The organism is Pseudomonas putida, assembly GCF_022627325.1.
GTDB classification, from domain to species: Bacteria; Pseudomonadota; Gammaproteobacteria; order Pseudomonadales; family Pseudomonadaceae; genus Aquipseudomonas; species Aquipseudomonas putida_X.
Genome location: NZ_JAETZZ010000002.1, coordinates 372972 through 393427 on the forward strand (window position 1 = coordinate 372972; position 20456 = coordinate 393427).

The following is a 20456-nucleotide window of genomic DNA, read 5'->3' on the forward strand; positions in this document are numbered from 1 at the left end:
CAGCCGCTCCCGCTTGCACCGCCCTTTCACGGAGCCATTCATGAACACCCTGCCGATCATCGATATCAGCCCGCTGTACCAGCAAGATCCCACCGCCCGCCTGGCCGTAGCCCGGCAGATCGACGCCGCCTGCAGGCAGTGGGGCTTCTACTACATCAAGGGGCACCCCATCCCGGCCAGCCGCATTGGCGCACTGAAAGCGGCCGCCGAACAGTTCTTCGCCTGCCCTCCCGAGGAAAAGCTGCGCATCGACATCACCCAGAGCGAGCACCATCGCGGCTACGGCGCCATCGCCACCGAACAGCTGGACCCGACCCGGCCAAGCGACCTGAAAGAAACCTTCGACATGGGCTTTCACATGGCCCCGGATCATCCCGACGTACTCGCGAAAAAGCCACTGCGTGGGCCCAATCGGCACCCCGCCATCCCCGGTTGGGAGGCGCTGCTGCAAGCGCATTACCAAGACATGCACGCCCTCTCACTCACCCTGCTACGGGCGATGGCGCAGGCGTTGGGCATCGAGCAGGATTTTTTCGACCAGCGCTTCGCCAACCCCATCAGCGTTTTTCGCATGATCCACTACCCGCCGCGCCTGGCCGCCAGCAGCACCGACCAACAAGGCGCCGGCGCGCACACCGACTACGGGTGCGTCACCTTGCTGTATCAGGACAGCACGGGCGGCCTGCAGGTGCAGAGCGTGGATGGCCAGTGGATCGATGCGCCGCCGATCGAGGGCACCTATGTGGTCAATATCGGCGACATGATGGCGCGCTGGAGCAACGACAGGTACACCTCAACGCCCCACCGGGTCGTCAGCCCGCAGGGCGCGCACCGCTACTCGATGCCGTTCTTTGCCGAACCGCATCCGGACACGATGATCAGTTGCCTGCCCAACTGCTCCAGCCCCGACAACCCACCCAAGTACCCGCCGGTTTCGTGCAGTGCCTACATGCTGTCGCGCTTCGCCGAAACCTATGCCTATCGCCGTGAGCAGGCTACGGAGCCTGCGCCACATCAGCTCAGGTAGTCTTCAACCCACTTCACCCAGCAATCGGAGCCGATCTTCACCAGTGCGTCGTTGAAGTCATAGTGTGGGTTATGGACCGAGCAACCGTGGAACTCCCCTGTGCCGTTGCCCAGCATGAAGTAGCACCCCGGCCGCGCCTGGAGCATGTAGGCGAAATCTTCGGTTCCCATCACCTTCTTGGGCATCCGCGCCAGCATCTGCCCTTCGGCAAACAGCGGGCGCAGGCTCTCACGCAGCTGTGCGCTTTGCGCCTCGCTGTTGCTCAGCGCAGGCGCCAGCTGGGTAAAGTCCAGCGCGATCTCCACCCCAAAGCTCTCGGCATGCCCCTTGACCAGCGCCTCGATGCGCTGGTTGATCTTCGACTGGGTTTGGGGCGTATCGGTGCGCACGCTGAGCAACATGCTCGCTTCATCGGGAATGATGTTGTAGACCGTGCCCGCCTGGATCATGCCGATGCTGATCACCGCATACTCTTCAACGCTCAGGTTGCGCGACTTGATGGTCTGGATGCCACTGATCAGGCTATTCAAGGCCGAGATGGGGTCCACCGCAAGCTCCGGCATGGCGCCGTGCCCGCCTTTGCCGCTGATGCGAATGCTCACCCGCTGGGAAGACGCCATGGTCGGCCCGCTCTGCACCACGCAAGTGCCCACCGGCATGCCTGGCATGTTGTGCAGCGCGTACACAGAATCACACGGGAAACGCTCGAACAGGCCATCATCGATCATGGCCTTGGCGCCGGCCAGGCCTTCTTCGTCGGGCTGGAAGATCAGGTTCAAGGTACCGTTGAAGTTGCGCGTGGCAGCCAATCGCGAAGCCGCCGCCAGCAGGATCGCGGTATGCCCGTCATGGCCACAGGCATGCATGCGCCCAGGGATCTTGCTGGCATGCGCGAAGGGGTTCTTCTCACTCATGGGCAGCGCGTCCATGTCTGCCCGTAGCCCGATGCTGCGGGGGCTGTCGCCCACTTTAAGCACCCCTACCAGGCCGTGCCCGCCCACATTACGGTGTACCTCATAGCCCCAGGCTTGCAGCTTCTCAGCCACCAGGGCAGCAGTGTCAGGCGTGTCGCCGCCGAGCTCCGGCGCGGCATGGATCTGGCGGCGGATCTTGATGAACGCGTCCAGGTCTTCGGCCAGCTGCGGCGCTTGATTTCGTTCGAAGGTACCCATGTCATTCGCATCCTTTGTTTTCAGGGAAGTAGTTGAGGCAGACCAGGCTTACCGCACCACCCACCAGCAGGTAGTAGGCCGGTGCCAATGGCGTGCCCATTGCGGCAATCAGCCAGGTAGCGATCAGTGGCGAAAACCCACCGAAAAGCGTGACCCCCAGGCTGTAGCTGACCGAGGTGCCAAAGGCACGCTGTGCCTTGGGGAAGCCCTCCATGATCAACGCGAAGTACGCGCCGGCGCCTATGCAGGTCGGCAGAATCAACGCCGCGACACACATCATTGCCAGGCCCATGTGCTGCACGTGCCCAAGCACGTAGAACACCGGCAGCGTCAGCACCACGGGCGCAAGAATGGTCCAGACCAGCAGGCGTTTCCTGAGCTGGTACTTGTCGGCGAACTTGCCGGCCAGCGGGCATATGATCGCCATGCAGCCGCTGCTGATGCCGGCGATCGCCATGGCACTGCTTTGCGGGTAGTGCATGGCGGTCGTCAGGTAGGTGGGCATGTAGAACACGAACAGGTACATGCCGATGGTGGAACTGGCCATCAGGCCGATGCCCAGGCCGATGCGTTTGAGCAGCTCCGGGTCCAGCGGCTGCCTGCCCTCGTGCGCCGCCGCGGCCTCATGGGTTTCGGGTAGGCGGTTGCGGATGTACAAGCCTACCGGGCCGATCAGCAGGCCGAAAATGAATGGAATGCGCCAGCCCCAGCTCTCGAGGCTGGCCGGGTCCAGCAACTGGCTCAGGGTGAACCCGAACCCCGCCCCGACCAGCGCGGCATACCCCTGGCTGGCCGCCTGCCAGCTCACGCTCTGGCAGCGCTTGGCGGCAGTACTGGACTCCATCAGGTAAACGGATGCGGTACCGACCTCGCCACCTGCCGACACCCCTTGAATAAGCCGCCCGGCGACCAGCATGAACGTTGCAAAGATGCCCACTTGCGAATAGGTCGGCGCGAAGGCGATCAAGGCAGTGCCCAATGTCATCAAACCGATCGTCAGGCTCAAGGCGGCTTTGCGGCCATGCTTGTCCGCGTACCGGCCGATGATGATGCCCCCGACAGGGCGCATCAAAAAGCCCACACCAAAGGTTGCCAGCGACATCAGCAGCGAGGCCAGTGCCGACTCCGACGGGAAGAAGTGCCGGCCGATCAGTACTGCGAAGAAGCTGTAGATCGTGAAGTCGTACATCTCCAGCGCGTTGCCCAGTGAGCACGCTATCAGGGTTCTGCGTGAGGATGATGCCTGCGCATGATGCTTTGGCCCGGCCTCCAGGATCGTAGGTGCAGGTAGCGGTCTGTTCATTGTTATCTCCGATGGCGAATCACGGCATGCAGTGACTATCAGCCAATCGCGCTGCCAACACACTTGCGGTTTTGGCAATGAGCTAACCAATGGTTAATTGACCTGGCGCTGATGTGGCCGCTTTGCCTTGGCATGGCGCACAGATGCCCTGGCATCGTCCTTGTGCCCCTATAAGGGTCACCGAAATCGGCCACGCACTGGGCTGGGAACAGGGATCGCGCACTGCCAGGCAGACGCTTCGTGGCCATCGTTTCCCGGCCCTGCCAAGTCCAACCCACCTTATTAACCAACAGGCATACGTTGGCCAAACAAGCAATCACGCTGCAACCTGATGTTCATCGAATCTAGCGCGACCGTATCCTGTGCCTGGAGTCGTGAATGAATACTTGCATCACTCGCACCGTGTCGTTGCTGTTGATGAGCCAAGGGATTTGTCTTGCCACGCAGGCTGAGGCCGAGGGCTTCCCTACCCTCAACCGGTTGGCTTCCGGGTTCGGTTACTACGGGGTAGATCAAGGTTTCGATGACAAGCTGAAGGTCTACGGTACCGTGGATGCATTCGCCAGCTACCACGACGCCGAGCACCACTCAGGTTTCCAACTGGCAGGCGGCGGCGCCTGGACCAACAAGCTCGGGTTGTATGCCCGCAAAGCTGTTGCCCCCGATACGGTGCTGGAACTGGACGTCGAAGAAGGCTTCAATCTGAACGGCAAGGCCATGGAGGGCACCTGGGACACTATCGGCACGCTGCGCCTGGCAACGGTCGCCCTGCGTTCGCGCAGCCTGGGCAGGCTTGAGTTCGGCAAAACCTACGGGGTGAGCACCCCGACCTACGCCGACCCGTTTCTGGCGGCATACGGCTCACCGTATACGTTTCTGTCCATACCTGCTGCCGGCAGAGGCGCCTACTATCTCGACCTGCGGCCCAAGCACACCCTGGCCTACACCAGCCCGAGCATGAACGGCTTCAGCGTCGCAACGGCCGTGAGCTTCGGCTTCGATGATGTCGGCAGCCAGGGGCGTACGGTGCGTGGTGGGGGTGCGAAGCTGCAGTACCGGAACAGCCGTGTGATGCTGCTGGGGTCTTACAACCTGTATTACAGCGACCCGTGGGACGATGGTGGCAACTCGCGACAGACTGCCAACCACTTCACAAGCCTGTCGGCGTTCTATGATTTCGGCCCGCTGTCCACCAGCCTGACCTGGCAACGCCAGGATGTAGACCAAGCCGGCACACCCAGTACCACCGTTTACACCTTCGGCCTGATGGCCCCGGTGGGCAAGCTTGACGTGCTCAGGCTGGCGGTGGTCCAGCGGTCGGTGTCGGCCCGCGACAAAGACGCGCTGGGCGTGATGCTGGGCTACGACCATTTCTTCAACCGGCGCTGGGCCGCCTATGCGCGGGTGGGCATGATCGCCAACCAGAGCGCGTCATCGGTGACCTACGCAGGCACCCCTGTCGATCAGGTGGGCGATGACCCAAGCAATGTTTCACTAGGCATGTACTACCACTTCTGAAACGTCACGTGGCAGCGTCTTGAGGACTCTTGCGCGCAAGCTGTGGAAGAGTTCTTGAGCCGGAGCCGTGAGGCTATCGCGGTCGATGCAGACCAGGTTGATCGGATAGTCGGGGACCAACTCCTGCACCGCCACTTGAATGAACTCTGGCCGGATGGCAAAGGTGGTGGCGTCGTTCACGGCCAGTTCACTGATGGTCATCAGCGACTCGGTGTTTTTCAAAAGCTTGAGGGCCATCATTATCGACGTGCACTCCACTGCGTTCGGCGGCACCCGAAGGCCGTTGACCTCGAACAACTGGTGGAACTGCGATGCCTGATCGCTCAACTCGTCCAGGCTGATCCAGTTGGCGTACTGCAGCGAACGCAGCGACTGGGAAAACTTCTGTTGGTTGGACGCATGGCAGATCACCTTGCCCTTGATGCTGCCCACCGCCTCCCAATCCAGATTCAGACGGCTCAAGGGTTGCTGGGAGGTGATGGCAAAGTCCAGGCTACCGTCGCGCAGGCGTTGCAGGATCTGGCTGGGACGCAGGTCGGTGATGGTGATTTTCACCCGCGGGTACTTGCGCCGAAAAGCCAGGATGCTTTCATCCACGCCGTCAAGCATCGCCGTCAGCGAGGTGACGCCGATCGACACCGCCCCCAATGCGGCATCCTGAATGCTGGCCGCCTCGATCTGCAAACGGCGGATACTCTCCACCACCAGGTTGGCATGGCGGATGATGCGCTTGCCCTCATCGGTCAACGCCATGCCCTTGTACGACCGCTGCAGGAGGGTGAACCCAAGCTCCCGCTCCAGTTCCTTGATCGAACGGCTCAGGGCAGGTTGGGTGATGTGCAGGATCTTGGAGGCCTCGAGAATGCTCCCCCCCTGGTGAATGGCGACAAGCGCCTTGAGCTGATGAAGTTTCAAGCGTGAACACCTTATCGAGAGCGGCGGGTTTCAGGTTGCAGCTCACCTTGAACTGCAAAAAGAAGGCCCGGAATCGGTTCATGATCAGCCCCAGCCTGGCGCTGAACGCCCTGCTGCCGGGCTTGGCATCCAGAACCTGCGAGCACTGCGCCGAGCGGTTGATCTGCGAGCATCACAAATGTGCATGATGGCTGCGCAGCGGTAGCTGCAGATCATGGAAAAGTGGTCGCTTATCGAACGGTTATTTCACAGGCTCTGGCCATTGTCGAGGCGGGCCAACAAGGCTTCGCCCCGCGCCCACACACCTTCACGCCTGGCCACCGACATGCGCTCAAGGCTGCGATAGACCAAGGCCAGGCGGGGATTGCCGGCCAACAGGTCACGATGGCGGATGATGAAGTGCCAGTACAGCGCATTGAATGGGCAGGCATCCTCCTCTACCGCATGTTCGACCTTGTAGCTGCAAGCCTTGCAATGGTCGGACATGCGCTGGATGTAACGGCCACTGGCGCAATAGGGTTTGGACCCCAGGTAGCCGCCGTCGGCGTGCATCACCATGCCGAGCGTGTTCGGCAACTCGACCCAATCGAAGGCATCCATGTACACCGCCAGGTACCACTCGCATATCGCGCTGGGCACAATGCCGGCGAGCAGTGCGAAGTTGCCCGTGACCATCAGCCGCTGGATGTGATGCGCATAGCCCAGTTGCAGCGTCTGGCCGATGGCTTGCGCCATGCAGCGCATGCGGGTACGCCCGGTCCAGTAGAATTCCGGCAACGCACGGTCGTTGCCAAGGTAGTTGAGCGCGGCATACTCCGGCATGCGTAGCCAATAGATGCCGCGCACATACTCGCGCCAGCCGATCAGCTGGCGGATGAACCCTTCAGCAGCGTTGAGCGGTATGCGCGCCTCACGCCAGGCAGTGTCCACGTCGTCGCACAACTGCCGCACATCCAGCAGCCCGATGTTCAGGGCCGCACTGATTCGCGCATGGAACAGGAACGGCTCGCCTTCGGCCATGGCGTCTTGATAGTCGCCGAACGCGGCCAGGCCGAACTCGAGAAAATGTTGCCAGAGCTGCTGGGCCTGTTCATGGGTCACGGGATAGTCGAACCCTTCGACCGCGCCGTAGTGGTCATTGAAGCATTCGCCGACCAGCGCCACGACCGCCGTGGTGATTTCGTCATGCTCAAAGCGCGCCGGGAATGGCCCACGTAGCCCCCGTGGCAAGGGTTTGCGATTGTCACCGTCCAGGTTCCAGGTCCCACCCACAGGGCTGCCATCGAGCTCCAGCAGAAGGCCGCAGCGCTTGCGCATGCCGCGGTAGAAATGCTCCATACGCAATTGGCGACGGTCTCTCGCCCAACGTGCGAACGCCTCGCGCGAGCACAGAAAGCGTGTATCGCGATGCCATACCAGCGGTAAGCCGGCATCGTTCAACGCCTGCTCCAGGCGCCACTCACCACACTCGGTCAGGTGGATGTGCGTCGCCCCCAGCGCCTGCTGCCACCGGCGCAACTCACCGACGATGCTGCCGCTGTTGCCGGGTGCGTTCAGCTCCACATATTCCACCCGCCAGCCGCGATCACGCAGCGCCTGGGCAAAATGGCGCATGGCGCTGAAGATGAGCACGATCTTTTGCGGATGGTGGGGCACATAGCGCGCCTCGCCCTGCACTTCGGCCATCAGGATAACGTCGTGTGCAGGGTCCAGCGTGGCCAGGCTCGCCAGGTCGAACGACAGCTGATCCCCCAGCACAAGGCCCAGGCGCATCGTATGGTCTACCACTGGCTGGCCAGCGTCACCGGCACGCGCAGGGGCTCGACAGGGCCGTTGCGCTGGCCGCACATCTCGTCATGCACCACCTGTTGCACCAGCATGCAAGGCACCGGCGGCAGATCGGCCAACAGTTGGCGCAGCTCGGTCGTCGAGCGCAAGCGCAGTGCCTGGCCGTTCGCATCGCTGAGGGTGAGCGGCCCTTCTTCGGTCAGCGCGCGCAGGATGTAAAAGCCGCCTTCCAGCGATAGCAGCTCAAGTTCTCGAACGTTACCGGCTGCGGCCAGCTCCGTCAGGTTGTGCAGGTTCATGGCGTGTACTCCATCAGGCAGGCTTCAGCTGCGCAGGGCGGCATTTGCAAGTGTCAGACTCAGTAAATCCTATACAATAATAGACTGATGTATAGGTTTTGGCTTTTACTGTATAGATTTCTGCTCATATTTAGCGATCGCCCCTGGGCCGCTGCAACCGGCGCCAGAGCCGGCAGGCAAAGGTGCGTCGAGAGACGGTGGTCGACCGGCCTCATAACCCGCAGAATAGGTGGCTTCGGCCCTGTGAAGGAATTGCTCATGCTGTACGTAGTCATGCTCGGTGGCCGCCACCCACGGGCCAGTATCGAGGTGCACGACGTGCTGTTCGCGCAGGCGGACTCACTGCAGCAGGCCTACCCGCAACTGCGCGAAGGCTGGTTCGGCAGCCGTGCAGGCCTGCATATCGACTCGTGGCTGGAAGTCGACGGTATCGACCGCTACCGTGTCGCCTTCAGCCCCCTGGCGCCAGGCCCGGACGACATGCGGCTGTTCTTCATCAACCTGGGTGGCTACGAGCCACAGGTGTTCGGTGAGGCGCATCGCTACCTGCTGGTAGTGGCCAGGGACAAGGCCCAGGCCAAGCAACTGGGCAAGCAACGCATGCAGGCAGGCTGGCTCAAGCCGCATACCGATGCAGTGCTTGAGGTCGACGACTGCCTGCCAGTCGACCTGGTGGGCGGGCGCTATGTGCACTTGATAGAAGGTGCGCATGGCGGGCTGCGGCAATACAGCGACTATATCCTGCTCTGAGGCCCCGGCTGCCTGGCATCGGCGCTGGGGCAGCGATCCCGTTCCTCAGCGCACCTTGGCCTGACCCGGCGCCGGCATCACCTGCACCTGGCCATGCTCCACCCCACGCTCGACCATCAATTGCCGAGACAACTCGCCAATGCGGCCACTTTCGCCCTGCAGCACCGAGACCTCCAGGCAATGGCCGGCGTCCAGGTGCACGTGCAAGGTGGACCGGGTCAGGTCGTGGTGGGCATGCAGGGTCTGGTTGAGCCGCCTGGGCAGTTCGCGGGTGCTGTGGTCGTACAGGTAGCTGACCACGGCCACGCAGGCGGCATCGTCCGGCAACGTTTCAGACTCGCGCATGCCTGCACGCAACAGGTCGCGAATGGCCTCCGAGCGGCCCTGATAGCCTTGGCTCGCCACCCGCCGGTCGATGACGTCGAGCAGTTCCTCATCCAGCGTGATGGTGATTCGTTGCATTTGGTAACTTCCGGTAAGATGATTTTACATAGACATCATACCCACTGCGCTTTAGCCTACGGCCTCCGTGAAAGTGGGGAACGCAGTGTGAAGCAGCAGCCAGGTAAACGAAAGCCCGCCCTCCTGGGCCTCCTTTTTCTCGCTGCGTGCACGGTTGCACCGGCCAGCAGCGCCGCCGAGCAAGGGCCACGGCTGGTGTACTCGTGGCCTGTGAATGCCGGGCCGCTCGACCCGCGTGGCTACTCCCCGAACCAGATGTACGCCCAGGCCATGGTCTATGAACCCCTGGTGCGCTATACCGCGGCCGGTACGCTGGAGCCTTGGCTGGCTGAGGCCTGGCAGGTGTCGAATGACGGCAAGACCTACACGTTCACGCTGCGTGACGGTGTGCGCTTCAGTGATGGCACGCCCTTCGATGCGCCTGCAGCCAAAGCCAACTTCGACGCAGTGCTGGCCAACACTCAGCGCCACCGCTGGATGGAGCTGGTGACCACCCTGGACCACGTTGAAGCACCTGAGCGCCTGACCCTGCGCCTGGTACTCAAGCACCCCTACTACCCGACGCTGATGGAACTGGCCCAGGTTCGCCCCTTACGCTTTGCCTCGCCTCAGGCCAAACCTGGCCAGCCCGCCGGGACCGGCCCGTGGATGCGCGCCGAATCGCGCCTGGGCGAATACGACCGCTTCGTGCGCAACCCCCATTACTGGGGGCCAAAGCCGGCCTATGCCGAGGTCATGGTAAAGGTCATCCCAGACCCCAACAGCCGCGCACTGGCGCTGCAGGCCGGCGAAATCGAGCTGATCCAGGGCGCCGCTGGCGAGATCACGGCCGGCACATTCGTGCGCCTGCGACAGCAAGGCTTCGCCACCGCACTGTCGGCGCCGCTGGCCACCCGCACGCTGGCGATGAACACCGGCCGTGGCGCCACCCGCGACCTGGCGGTACGCCAGGCGATCAACGAGGCGGTGGACAAGCAAGCCATCATCGACAAGATCCTCTATGGCCTTGAGCCACGGGCAGACACCCTGTTCGCCAGCAACATGCCGTACGCCGATATCGGCCTCAAGCCCTACCCTTATGACCCTGCCCTGGCCGCACGTGCGCTCGACGCTGCCGGGTGGGCCCTGGCGCCAGGCGCTTCAGTGCGTAGCAAAGGCGGCGAAGCGTTATCCATCGAGCTGGTGTTCCTCGGCACCAGTGCCTTGCAGAAGAGCCTGGCCGAAGTGCTGCAGGGGGAGTTGGCGAAAATCGGCATCCACATCGATCTGCGTGCGGTCGAAGAAGGGGCGCTGGTGCGGCGCCAACGCGACGGCGACTTCGGCATGATCTTCGCCGACACCTGGGGTGCCCCCTACGACCCGCACTCGTTCGTCAGCTCCATGCGCTACGCCGGCCATGCCGACTACATGGCCCAGCGTGGGTTGGCCATCAAGGACGAACTGGACAAGCGCATAGGCCAAGTGCTGGCCAGCACCGATGAGCAGCAGCGTGCCGAGCAGTACCGCTTCATCCTCACCACCTTGCACGAACAGGCCGTCTACCTGCCCATCTCGCACCTCACGGCCATCAGCGTGCGCCGTGACTCGGTGGCCAAGGTCCAGTTCGGCAGCACCTTGTTCGACGTGCCGTTCGAAACCATGACACCGAAACAGGAAGACTGACATGTTGCGCTACATCCTGCTGCGCCTGGCGCTGCTCGTGCCGGTCATGCTTGGCGTTTCGTTGCTGGTGTTCGTACTGCTGCACCTGGGCAGCACCGACCCGGCGCTGGACTACCTTCGGCTTTCGCACATTCCACCGACCGACGCAGCCATCGCCGAAGTTCGCCATACCCTGGGGCTGGATCGCCCCTTGTATGCGCAATACCTGAGTTGGCTGTGGAACGCCGTGCACCTGGACTTCGGCATCTCCTACATCACCGGCCGGCCAGTGCTCGATGACCTGCTCTACTACCTGCCCGCCACCCTGCAACTCGGCGGCCTGGCGTTGGCCTGCACGCTGCTGCTGTCGATCCCGCTGGGGCTGTTGGCGGCCCGTTGGCAAGGGCGCTGGCCCGACCACGCCGTGCGGGCAGTGACCTTCCTGGGGGTGTCCATGCCCAATTTCTGGCTGGCATTTCTGCTGATCGCGCTGTTTTCCCTATGGCTGGGCTGGCTGCCACCGCTGGGCCGCGGGGGGGCCGGGCACCTGGTCATGCCAGTGCTGGCGATCGCCCTGATGTCGATGTCGATCAACGCCCGTCTGCTGCGTGCCAGCCTGCTGGAAGCCGGCGGGCAACGCCACGTCACCTATGCCCGTGCCCGCGGCCTGCCTGAGCGGCACGTCTGGCGCGACCATATCCTGCGCAATGCCTGGTTGCCGCTGGTAACGGCCACCGGCATGCACATCGGCGAACTGATCGGTGGCGCACTGGTGATCGAGACCATCTTCGCCTGGCCCGGCGTTGGCCGTTTTGCGGTGTCAGCAGTGCTTAACCGCGACTTCCCGGTGATGCAGTGCTTCACCCTGCTGCTGACCGGCCTGCTGATGATCTGCAACCTGGTCGTCGATGTCTGCTACGCCTGGCTTGACCCTCGCAGCCGGCTGGAAGGGGTGAACGCATGAGTACGCTGTCTGCCCTGCGTCAGCCCTGGCTGCTGCGCCGCCCCAGCCTGACGATCGGCCTGGTCCTGGTCGGCCTGCTGGCAATGCTGGCGCTGTTCGGCCAGTGGATCGCCCCGCATGACCCCGACCTGGTCGACCTTGGCCGGCGCTTGCAGGCGCCCGACGCCAACCACTGGCTGGGCACCGACCACCTCGGGCGCGACCTGCTTTCACGACTGATCGTCGGCACGCGGCTGTCCTTGGGCAGCGTGATGCTGACCCTGGGGCTGGTGCTGGCGCTTGGCCTCGCGGTCGGCGGCGTGGCCGGGTTCGTCGGCGGGCGCACCGACCTGCTGGTGATGCGCGTGTGCGACATGTTCATGACCTTCCCCACCCTGGTACTGGCATTCTTCTTCGTCACCTTGCTGGGCACAGGCCTTAGCAACGTGATCATCGCCATCGCACTGTCCCACTGGGCCTGGTATTCGCGCATGGTGCGTGGCCTGGTGATTGCCCAGCGCGGTCGCGAGTACGTCTTGGTTGCACGCCTGGCCGGCGCCTCACGCTGGACGCGGCTGCGCCAGCATGTGCTGCCCAACATCGCCGGCCCCCTGCTGGTGCTGGCGACCATGGACATCGGCCACATGATGCTGCACGTCTCCGGCCTGTCGTTCCTCGGCCTTGGGGTGGCGCCGCCCACCGCCGAATGGGGCGTGATGATCAACGACGCCAAGGAGTTCATCTGGACGCAGCCGCAACTGCTGCTGTTGCCAGGGCTGATGATCTTCTTCTCGGTGATGGCCTTCAACCTGTTGGGCGATGCGCTGCGCGACCGCCTGGACCCTGCACAGGAGCGCCATTGAATGAACCCGTCGGTCCTTGAAATCCGCGGCCTGCGCATAGAGGCTCAGGCCGGCGTGCTGGTGCACGGCGTCGACTTGCAACTGCGCCGCGGCGAAGTCTGCACATTGGTCGGTGCCAGTGGCTCGGGCAAATCCCTCAGTTGCCTTGGTGCGCTCGACCTGCTGCCACCAGGCCTGTCCCGCACCCAAGGGCAGTTGCTGCTCGACGGCCAGCCGCTGGCTGCCAGCAGTGCCCGTGGCCGCCTGGCCAGCCTGGTATTGCAAAACCCGCGCAGCGCCTTCAACCCAGTACGCAACATGGCCAGCCACGGCCTGGAGACGCTCCGGCAGCGCGGAGTCACCGGTACGCAAGCCCGTGCGCGGATGGCCCAGTGCCTGGATGCGGTGGGCCTGGCAGACCGTGAACGGGTGCTGCAATCGTTCGCCTTTCAGCTCAGCGGGGGCATGCTGCAACGCATGATGATCGCCCTGGCGCTCATGGCCGAAACCCCGTTCCTCCTGGCCGATGAACCCACAAGTGACCTCGATGCCCTGAGCCAGGCGCGTTTTCTCGACCTGTTGATGGGACTGGTGCAGGTCCATGGGCTGGGGGTATTGCTGGTCACTCACGACATGGGCGTGGTGGCGCGCTGCGCAGACCAGGTGGCGGTGATGGAAGCCGGCCGCGTCGTCGAGTACCAGCCGGTGCATGCGCTTTTCCAGCGCCCTGCCAGCGCCACTGCCCGTACCCTCCTTCACGCCCACCAGATACTTTGCGGGAGCCAGCCATGAGCCTGCTGCACGTCCACCACCTGAGCCATCGCTATCGCACCGGGGGGCTGTTGCGCAAACGGGGCTGGCTGCAGGTGCTCGACGGTATCGAGCTGCAACTGCATGCCGGTGAGTCGGTCGGCCTGCTGGGCAGCAGTGGCAGCGGCAAAAGTACGCTGGCGCGGCTGCTGCTCGGGCTGGAAAAACCGACCCAGGGCCAGGTGAGTTTTGCCGGGCAGGATGTCAGCCAGCTACGGGGGGAGCAGGCGCGCGACTTCCAGCGCACCGTGCAACTGGTGTTCCAGGACGCCCCCGGTGCCTTCAACCCGCAGCGCAGCATCGGCTGGAGCATCGCCGAACCGTTGCGCCACCTCACCGGCATGGATGAAGCCCAGCGGCAAGCGCGCACGCTCGAACTGCTGCAGGCCATGGGCCTGCGCGCCGAGCATGCGCAACGGCTGCCGCAGCAGTTGAGTGGCGGCCAGTTGCAGCGTGCCAACATCGCCCGGGCGCTGGCTGCCTCGCCGCAGCTGGTGGTGCTCGACGAAGCGTTGTCGAACCTGGACCGGGTATTGCAGTTGCAAACGCTGCAGCAGCTTGAGGCGTTACGCCAGCGCAGCGGCACCGCCTTCGTGCTGATCAGCCATGACCTGAGCCTGGTGCAGTACTTCTGCCAGCGGATCGTGCTGCTGGACGCTGGTCGCATCGTCGAGGACCGGCCCGTCGAGCACGGCACTGTTTTCGAGCATCCCGTTGGAAAGCAGCTACAGTCTGCCATGTTGCCCGTACGGCCCGACAAGAGGCAGGCAAGACAAGCGCTGCCACTCGGCACGCACTGACACCAACATGAGGGTGCATCCGGCGTGAACGCCAGAACGCTTTTCCAGTGCGCAGGCAAAGTGCCACAATGCGCCACCGATCACGAATTGCGGCCGATGCCATGACAGAGCTCAATCCAGGCGATGAGATAGCGCACTGCGTTAGGACGGATCGCCTGCACCAGCTGTTCGTCCAGTCGGCACCCGCTGTGCTTGGCAGTTTCCTGGCGGCGGCAATGCTGTGCTGGTTGGGCTGGGAGCGTTTCGACCAGCAAACGGTAGCCGTCTGGATGTCAGTGCTGAGCCTGTCGACGGCCCTGCGCACCGCGATGTTCGTCGCCTACCTGCGAGCACCCGCCAGCCAACGCACGGCCGAACGCTGGGAGTGGCGCTACTGGGCCACCCTGGCGTTGTCCGCGGCAGTCTGGGGCTTGGGCGCACTGGCGGTGATGCCTGCCGACGACCTGTTGGGGCAGGCATTGATCATGCTGTTTGCCGTGGGCATGTCCGTCAGCGCAGTCTCGTGTTACTCCTCGTACCGCAACATGACCCTGGTCTCGATCGCCTTGGTACTGCTGCCTTGCACCGGCTGGCTGCTGCTGCAGCCATCCGCGCTGCAACAGGGCATCGCCCTGGCGGTGCTGGTGTTCGCCTCGTTCGTGGTCAATGCAACGAACAGCCTGTCTTCAGCGCTGGTCACCGCCTGGCGCCTCAGGCATGAAATGGAGCGCGCACACCGCCTTGCCATCGTGGCCTCATGCACGGACGAGTTGACCGGCTTGAACAACCGGCGTGCCTTCTTTGACTGCGCCCTGGCGCAGCACACCCTGTGCCAGGAGGCGCAGACGTACGTAGCCGTGCTGATGCTGGACGTCGACCATTTCAAACAGATCAACGACACCGCCGGGCATGCGACGGGCGACCAGGTGTTGCAACGGATCGGTGCAGCCATCAGCGCCAGCCTGCGTGCTGACGATATCGCCGGCAGGCTGGGCGGCGAAGAATTCGCCATCCTGCTACCCGACACGCCTCTGGCCACTGCCAGCGAGATCGCCGAGCGCCTGCGGACCTTGATCGCAAAGCTGAGCGTCAACAGCGAACACGCCGTTACCGCCAGCATAGGCCTGGCCTTCGCCAAAGCCCCCGCCAGTGAACTCGATACCTTGCTCAGCAGTGCTGACAAGGCCATGTACCGTTCCAAGGCATCGGGCCGCAACCGGGTGACGGTTGTCGACCACAGGCATGCAACCGCCTGAGGGTACGGCTGGCCAGGGCCTGACGCCTGACCGCTTGCCCTGATTTGGTTCGACTTTTCCAGCAAACCAGGGCGCGCACCCATTTGATGCAGCAACCTGGGGCCGGCGGCGCGCCCTGCCCACGCCAACCTCCGCCAAATCGCCTGATATTGTCGCGATATTGATAGCAACAAGCGCACTCACGCTGTTCCAGAGCCATTTTTGTTCCTGACGCTTGCGCCCTGCCCGTTCCGGCATCGTCATTGCAACGCCCTCTCCCGATCGCTTGGCAAGCGAGAAACGAAACTGCCGACGAGTCGTGGCAAGGAGTGGGTATGTCCCGGGCTTTTTTCAATGAAATGTATGAGGCAAACGGAAGTTGCCGCCCGCACTATCAGGAGTTCGCCCGCTGGCTGGCGAACACACCGCTGGAACTGTTGGAACAACGGCGGCATGAGGCCGACCTGCTGTTCCACCGGGCCGGTATCACCTTCACCCTCTACGGTGACCAGCAGGACACCGAGCGGTTGATCCCCTTCGACATCATCCCGCGCAGCATCCGCGCCAGCGAATGGCGCATCGTTGAACGCGGGTGTATCCAGCGGGTTCAGGCGCTGAACCTGTTCCTCCAGGACATCTACCACGATCAGCGCATCCTCAAGGCCGGCATCATTGCGCCAGAGCAAGTGCTGGCCAACGAGGGTTATCAGGTCGCCATGCAGGGCCTGAACCTGCACCGCGGGCTGTACGCCCATATCGCCGGCGTCGATTTGGTACGCGACAGCGATGGTACGTATTACGTACTGGAAGATAACCTGCGCACCCCCAGCGGCGTCAGCTACATGCTCGAAGACCGCAAGATGATGATGCGCCTGTTCCCTGAACTGTTCGCCGCCCAACGCATCGCACCGATCGACCACTACCCCAACCTGCTGCTCGACACACTCAAGAGTGCCAGCCCGCTGGACAATCCGACCGCCGTGGTGCTCACCCCCGGGCGCTTCAACAGTGCCTACTTCGAGCACGCCTTCCTGGCGCGGGAGATGGGCATCGAGCTGGTCGAAGGCGCCGACCTGTTCGTGCGCAACGACCACCTCTACATGCGCACCACCGCAGGCCCGCAGCAAGTGGACGTGATCTACCGCCGCCTGGACGACGAATACCTCGACCCCCTGTCGTTCAACCCTGATTCGATGCTGGGCGTACCGGGGCTGATCTCGGTGTACCGGGCAGGCAACGTCGTGCTGGCCAACGCGGTGGGCACCGGCGTTGCCGACGACAAGTCGATCTACCCCTACGTCGACGAGATGATCCGCTTCTACCTGAGCGAGGAGCCGATCCTGAAGAACGTGCCCACCTGGCAATGCCGCAAGCCACAGGACCTGTCCCACGTTCTGGCCCACCTGCCCGAGCTGGTGGTCAAGGAAACCCAAGGCTCCGGCGGCTATGGCATGTTGGTCGGCCCCGCTGCAACGGCGGCGCAAATCGAGGACTTCCGTGCCCGCATCAAGGCGCGCCCGCACGCCTACATCGCTCAGCCCACCCTGTGCCTGTCCACCTGCCCGACGTTCGTCGAAAGCGGTATCGCGCCGCGCCACATCGACCTGCGTCCGTTCGTGCTGTCAGGCAGCGAAACACGCCTGGTGCCCGGCGGCCTGACCCGCGTGGCACTGCAGGAAGGCTCGCTGGTGGTCAACTCGTCGCAGGGCGGCGGCACCAAAGACACCTGGGTGGTGGAGGACTGAGCCATGCTTTCGAGAACCGCTTCCGACCTGTACTGGATGTCCCGCTACCTGGAGCGCGCCGAAAACCTCGCGCGCATGCTCGAGGTCAGCTACTCGCTGTCGCTGATGCCGCAAGCCGGCCGTTCGGATGGCCACACAGAGCTGGCCATGTCGCTGCTGGCATCCGGCACGCTGGACGATTACATCCGCAAGCACGCCGAGCTGGACACCGAGCGCATGCTGCACTTCTTTGCGCTGGACGCGAACAACCCCAGCAGCATCTATTGCTGCTTGCAGGCAGCGCGCACCAACGCCCATGCGGTGCGTGGGCGCATAACCGCCGACATGTGGGAAAACATCAACGCCACCTGGATCGAAATGCGCAACATCGCCAGCAATGGCCTTGGACGCTATGGCATCAGCCAGTTCTGCGACTGGGTCAAGGAACGCTCCCACCTGTTCCGCGGCGCAACCGCTGGCACCATCATGCGCAACGATGCCTACAGCTTCATTCGCCTGGGCACCTTCCTGGAGCGGGCGGACAATACCCTGCGCCTGCTCGATGCCCGCTACGAAATGTTCGGCGAAACTTCCGAGGAGGTCAGCGACGACTCGGCAAGGGGTTACTACCAGTGGAGCGCCTTGTTGCGCGCCCTGACGTCCTACGAAGCCTTCAACGAAATCTACCGCAACGCGCCCAGCGCACGGCCGGTGTCGGAGCTGTTACTGCTGCGCGTTGACGTGCCACGGTCATTGCATGCCTGCATCGAAGAGCTCGACCAGATCCTCGCCGCGCTGCCTGGCACTACCGGCCGCGCTGCACAACGGATGGCCGCCGAACTCAACGCGCGGCTGCGCTACACCGCCATCGATGAGATTCTCGAAGCCGGGCTGCACGTGTGGCTGACCGACTTCATCGGCCGCATCCACCAACTGGGCCAGACCGTCCACAATTCCTACCTGGAGGTCGTATGAAACTGTCCATTCGCCACGACACCACCTACAGCTACGCCAGTGACGTGTGCAACAGCATCCAGTTCCTGCGCCTGACACCACGCAGCAGCGAGCGCCAGCGCATCCTCGAGTGGCAACTGGACCTGCCCTGCAAGGTGAACAGCCAGATCGACCCGTACGGCAATATCCTGCACGTACTGACCCTGGACAAACCCCATGGCCACCTGGCCCTTACCGCCAGTGGCCAGGTGGAAATCGACCCGGGCTGTGAACATGAGGCCGGCGGCCAGTCGCCCCTGCCTTTTCTGCGCAGCAGCCACCTCACCCAGGCCAGTGACGCACTCAAGGCCTTTGCCACCCAGCAGTGCGGCGAGCGCCGCGACCGGGGCGCGCTGACCGCCCTGATGCAAGGGCTGGCCGACCATATGCCCTACAGCCCGGGGGCTACCTCGGTGGGCACCACCGCCAGCGAGTCATTTGCCGGCGCCGCCGGGGTGTGCCAGGACCATACCCACGCCTTCCTGGCCTGCGCCCGTAGCCTGGGCGTCCCGGCGCGCTACGTGTCCGGCTACCTGTGTACCGAAGACGAAACCCACCTGGCCAGCCACGCCTGGGCCGAAGCCTGGATCGATGATGCCTGGTACAGCTTCGACGTCACCAACCGCCTCACCCGGCCCGAACGGCACCTGAAACTGGCGGTCGGCCTGGATTACCTCGACGCCTGCCCGGTCCGGGGCGTGCGCCGCGGTGGCGGCGTCGAATCCATGCAGGCCAGCGTCCACGTGCACCGCCAGTAAGCGCCTGGCGCACCGCTAGCGGCCCCGTCGAGCCCTGCGCGGCGGGGCCGCTCCATTCCAAGAACAAGGTAGAAAGCATGACCTACTGCGTCGCTATGCATTTGGCGGACGGGCTGGTATTCATCTGCGACTCCCGCACCAATGCCGGGATCGACCAGATATCCACGTTTCGCAAACTGTCCGTTTTCAGCGTGCCGGGGGACCGGCTGATCGTCCTGCAGACCGCCGGCAACCTTGCCACCTCGCAATCGGTGGTCAACCTGCTTGAGCAACGTAGCCGAGGTACCGGCAGCCACCTGCTGAACGTCGGCACGCTCTACGACGCGGCGGCACTGGTGGCCGAAACCCTTCGCGAAGTCATCACCCGTGACCGCAGCAAGCTGACGGCGCAGATCGACCTGAGCGCCTCGTTCATGGTGGGCGGCCAGATCGCGGGCAGCGCCATGGGCATCTACAACGTCTACGCCCAAGGCAACTTCTTCCAGGCAACGCCGGACACGCCGTTCCTGCAATTGGGCGAGAGCAAGTACGGCAGACCGATTCTCGACCGCAACCTGAGCTACGACACGCCCTTGGACGAAGCGCTGCGCTGCGGCTTGATCTCATTCGACTCGACCATTCGCAGCAACCTGTCGGTCGGCATGCCGCTGGACCTTTTGGTGTATGGCAAGGACAGCCTCACGGCCAGGGAGCCGGTGCGCATCCAGCAAGACGACCCCTACTACAGCCATATCCGCAAACAATGGGGGGATGGTTTGAAAAGCCTGCTGGGCGAGCTTACCCCGCCACCGCCGGGCTTCATGGCCAAATGAGCCGGGGCCAACCCTCGGTCACGCCAGTAGCGTTATCACCAGATCCGCAATGTTGACAGGCACGAATACCACGGTCAGCAGCGAATAGGCCCTCCGGGAGCGGGCTGCGAACACGCACAGGGGGATCACGATCATCACCACGTCAACGGCGCCCCAAAGCGCCAGCGGCGAGACGCCGAACAGCAAAATGTTGACGATGAGCCCAAGCAGGTAATAGCCCGACAGGAACAACAGCGCGTACCGGCCATCCTGCTCGAAGTACAGGCGCAGCCCCTCCACTTCGTCCTCGCTTCGGCTGGGCAACATCAGCGCCGAGGAAACGAACAGCGAAAGCGCCAACAGCACCAGCAGCAGAAATTCCTGGAACGAGAAGGTCGCCCTTACTTGTGGCAGTGCATTGACCGCCCACCAGAAATCCATCTGTGTGGTGAAGAGCATGACCGCCCAGACCAGGGCCACCCAATCAGCGGCAGCGCTGCGCCGAATACGAAAGACCGTCAGCGCGCCCAGCAGCAGGCGGGTGACCGACAGCCCCAAGATCATCGAGAGGACGGTAGCAACGATAGGGAAATTGCTCATGGTGCTTCCTGCCAGCCACTGTTCTGGACAGCGTAGGCGGCGCACAGCAAACTTTGAAAAAATGAGTCGGTAGTTTGGCCGTGTCGTGGGATTTTCAGTGCCTGTG

Annotated in this window: 20 protein-coding genes; 13 read left to right on the plus strand and 7 right to left on the minus strand. The window is 63.3% G+C overall.

Features of this window, described 5'->3' with window-relative positions:
• The first annotated feature begins 40 nt into the window (after positions 1 to 40).
• Positions 41 to 1027 carry a 2-oxoglutarate and iron-dependent oxygenase domain-containing protein gene (locus JNA92_RS05520; RefSeq protein ID WP_241803754.1) on the plus strand — a complete coding sequence of 329 codons (987 nt, stop codon included), beginning with the start codon at positions 41 to 43 and terminating at the stop codon, positions 1025 to 1027.
• On the opposite strand, the gene JNA92_RS05525 is transcribed toward JNA92_RS05520, so the two are convergent.
• Entirely contained in the window at positions 1015 to 2199 is a 1185-nt protein-coding gene (locus tag JNA92_RS05525; RefSeq protein ID WP_241803755.1) for a M20 aminoacylase family protein, read from the minus strand. The genes JNA92_RS05520 and JNA92_RS05525 overlap by 13 nt on opposite strands.
• 1 nt (position 2200) lies before the next feature.
• Positions 2201 to 3502, minus strand: a complete 1302-nt coding sequence (locus JNA92_RS05530) for an MFS transporter (protein WP_241803756.1) — start codon at positions 3500 to 3502, stop codon at positions 2201 to 2203.
• A gap of 378 nt (positions 3503 to 3880) precedes the next feature.
• On the opposite strand from JNA92_RS05530, the gene JNA92_RS05535 reads away from it, so the two are divergent.
• Positions 3881 to 5020: a porin gene (locus JNA92_RS05535; protein WP_241803757.1), complete on the plus strand. Its 1140-nt coding sequence runs from the start codon at positions 3881 to 3883 to the stop codon at positions 5018 to 5020.
• Here the strand turns inward: JNA92_RS05535 and JNA92_RS05540 are convergent.
• The 3 genes from JNA92_RS05540 to JNA92_RS05550 all read right to left on the minus strand — a co-directional run bounded on the left by JNA92_RS05540 (position 4997) and on the right by JNA92_RS05550 (position 8022).
• A complete protein-coding gene (locus tag JNA92_RS05540) occupies positions 4997 to 5935 on the minus strand; it encodes a LysR family transcriptional regulator (protein ID WP_241803758.1) in 939 nt (312 codons plus the stop codon). The two genes, JNA92_RS05535 and JNA92_RS05540, sit on opposite strands and share 24 nt — an antisense overlap.
• Positions 5936 to 6181: 246 nt before the next feature.
• Entirely contained in the window at positions 6182 to 7708 is a 1527-nt protein-coding gene (locus JNA92_RS05545; protein WP_241803759.1) for a cryptochrome/photolyase family protein, read from the minus strand.
• A gap of 8 nt (positions 7709 to 7716) precedes the next feature.
• A complete protein-coding gene (locus JNA92_RS05550) occupies positions 7717 to 8022 on the minus strand; it encodes a DUF6482 family protein (protein WP_241803760.1) in 306 nt (101 codons plus the stop codon).
• Positions 8023 to 8280: 258 nt separating this feature from the next.
• Here JNA92_RS05550 and JNA92_RS05555 point away from each other — a divergent pair, with 258 nt between their 5' ends.
• Complete coding sequence (locus JNA92_RS05555; RefSeq protein WP_241803761.1) at positions 8281 to 8772, plus strand: DUF1543 domain-containing protein; 492 nt, start codon at positions 8281 to 8283, stop codon at positions 8770 to 8772.
• A 45-nt stretch (positions 8773 to 8817) separates the two neighbouring features.
• Here the strand turns inward: JNA92_RS05555 and nikR are convergent, their stop codons facing one another.
• Positions 8818 to 9234, minus strand: coding sequence for a nickel-responsive transcriptional regulator NikR (gene nikR / locus JNA92_RS05560; protein ID WP_241803762.1), 417 nt, complete (start codon positions 9232 to 9234; stop codon positions 8818 to 8820).
• 87 nt (positions 9235 to 9321) lie between these two features.
• On the opposite strand from nikR, the gene nikA reads away from it, so the two are divergent.
• The 10 genes from nikA (at position 9322) to JNA92_RS05610 (ending at position 19771) form a co-directional block, all read left to right on the plus strand.
• Entirely contained in the window at positions 9322 to 10896 is a 1575-nt protein-coding gene (gene nikA, locus JNA92_RS05565; protein ID WP_241803763.1) for a nickel ABC transporter substrate-binding protein, read from the plus strand.
• Position 10897: 1 nt separating this feature from the next.
• Positions 10898 to 11839 carry a nickel ABC transporter permease subunit NikB gene (gene nikB, locus JNA92_RS05570; RefSeq protein ID WP_241803764.1) on the plus strand — a complete coding sequence of 314 codons (942 nt, stop codon included), beginning with the start codon at positions 10898 to 10900 and terminating at the stop codon, positions 11837 to 11839.
• Positions 11836 to 12681, plus strand: a complete 846-nt coding sequence (gene nikC, locus JNA92_RS05575; RefSeq protein ID WP_241803765.1) for a nickel ABC transporter permease subunit NikC — start codon at positions 11836 to 11838, stop codon at positions 12679 to 12681. The genes nikB and nikC overlap by 4 nt, the downstream gene beginning before the upstream one ends.
• Positions 12682 to 13452: a nickel import ATP-binding protein NikD gene (gene nikD / locus JNA92_RS05580; RefSeq protein ID WP_241803766.1), complete on the plus strand. Its 771-nt coding sequence runs from the start codon at positions 12682 to 12684 to the stop codon at positions 13450 to 13452. It abuts the gene before it with no gap.
• Positions 13449 to 14270 (plus strand): nickel import ATP-binding protein NikE, encoded by an 822-nt coding sequence (gene nikE, locus JNA92_RS05585; RefSeq protein WP_241803767.1) that lies wholly within the window; start codon positions 13449 to 13451, stop codon positions 14268 to 14270. Before nikD ends, nikE begins: the two co-directional genes overlap by 4 nt.
• Positions 14271 to 14458: 188 nt before the next feature.
• Complete coding sequence (locus JNA92_RS05590) at positions 14459 to 15505, plus strand: GGDEF domain-containing protein (protein WP_241803811.1); 1047 nt, start codon at positions 14459 to 14461, stop codon at positions 15503 to 15505.
• Between the two features lie 314 nt (positions 15506 to 15819).
• Positions 15820 to 17229, plus strand: coding sequence for a circularly permuted type 2 ATP-grasp protein (locus JNA92_RS05595; protein ID WP_241803768.1), 1410 nt, complete (start codon positions 15820 to 15822; stop codon positions 17227 to 17229).
• 3 nt (positions 17230 to 17232) lie between these two features.
• The gene (locus tag JNA92_RS05600) at positions 17233 to 18183 is read left to right on the plus strand and encodes an alpha-E domain-containing protein (protein ID WP_241803769.1); all 951 of its coding nucleotides are present in this window, start codon (positions 17233 to 17235) and stop codon (positions 18181 to 18183) included.
• Positions 18180 to 18959, plus strand: a complete 780-nt coding sequence (locus JNA92_RS05605; protein ID WP_241803770.1) for a transglutaminase family protein — start codon at positions 18180 to 18182, stop codon at positions 18957 to 18959. The genes JNA92_RS05600 and JNA92_RS05605 overlap by 4 nt, the downstream gene beginning before the upstream one ends.
• Before the next feature lie 77 nt (positions 18960 to 19036).
• The gene (locus JNA92_RS05610) at positions 19037 to 19771 is read left to right on the plus strand and encodes a peptidase (protein ID WP_241803771.1); all 735 of its coding nucleotides are present in this window, start codon (positions 19037 to 19039) and stop codon (positions 19769 to 19771) included.
• 18 nt (positions 19772 to 19789) lie between these two features.
• Here the strand turns inward: JNA92_RS05610 and JNA92_RS05615 are convergent, their stop codons facing one another.
• Complete coding sequence (locus JNA92_RS05615; protein WP_241803772.1) at positions 19790 to 20350, minus strand: hypothetical protein; 561 nt, start codon at positions 20348 to 20350, stop codon at positions 19790 to 19792.
• Positions 20351 to 20456: the final 106 nt, after the last annotated feature.

Coding starts and splice junctions, on each gene's coding strand:
- JNA92_RS05520 (WP_241803754.1), top strand. CDS start 41: ATGAACACCCTGCCGATCATCGATATCAGCCCGCTGTACCAGCAAGAT.
- JNA92_RS05525 (WP_241803755.1), bottom strand. CDS start 2,199: ATGGGTACCTTCGAACGAAATCAAGCGCCGCAGCTGGCCGAAGACCTG.
- JNA92_RS05530 (WP_241803756.1), bottom strand. CDS start 3,502: ATGAACAGACCGCTACCTGCACCTACGATCCTGGAGGCCGGGCCAAAG.
- JNA92_RS05535 (WP_241803757.1), top strand. CDS start 3,881: ATGAATACTTGCATCACTCGCACCGTGTCGTTGCTGTTGATGAGCCAA.
- JNA92_RS05545 (WP_241803759.1), bottom strand. CDS start 7,708: ATGCGCCTGGGCCTTGTGCTGGGGGATCAGCTGTCGTTCGACCTGGCG.
- JNA92_RS05550 (WP_241803760.1), bottom strand. CDS start 8,022: ATGAACCTGCACAACCTGACGGAGCTGGCCGCAGCCGGTAACGTTCGA.
- JNA92_RS05555 (WP_241803761.1), top strand. CDS start 8,281: ATGCTGTACGTAGTCATGCTCGGTGGCCGCCACCCACGGGCCAGTATC.
- nikR (WP_241803762.1), bottom strand. CDS start 9,234: ATGCAACGAATCACCATCACGCTGGATGAGGAACTGCTCGACGTCATC.
- nikB (WP_241803764.1), top strand. CDS start 10,898: ATGTTGCGCTACATCCTGCTGCGCCTGGCGCTGCTCGTGCCGGTCATG.
- nikC (WP_241803765.1), top strand. CDS start 11,836: ATGAGTACGCTGTCTGCCCTGCGTCAGCCCTGGCTGCTGCGCCGCCCC.
- nikD (WP_241803766.1), top strand. CDS start 12,682: ATGAACCCGTCGGTCCTTGAAATCCGCGGCCTGCGCATAGAGGCTCAG.
- nikE (WP_241803767.1), top strand. CDS start 13,449: ATGAGCCTGCTGCACGTCCACCACCTGAGCCATCGCTATCGCACCGGG.
- JNA92_RS05595 (WP_241803768.1), top strand. CDS start 15,820: ATGTCCCGGGCTTTTTTCAATGAAATGTATGAGGCAAACGGAAGTTGC.
- JNA92_RS05600 (WP_241803769.1), top strand. CDS start 17,233: ATGCTTTCGAGAACCGCTTCCGACCTGTACTGGATGTCCCGCTACCTG.
- JNA92_RS05605 (WP_241803770.1), top strand. CDS start 18,180: ATGAAACTGTCCATTCGCCACGACACCACCTACAGCTACGCCAGTGAC.
- JNA92_RS05610 (WP_241803771.1), top strand. CDS start 19,037: ATGACCTACTGCGTCGCTATGCATTTGGCGGACGGGCTGGTATTCATC.
- JNA92_RS05615 (WP_241803772.1), bottom strand. CDS start 20,350: ATGAGCAATTTCCCTATCGTTGCTACCGTCCTCTCGATGATCTTGGGG.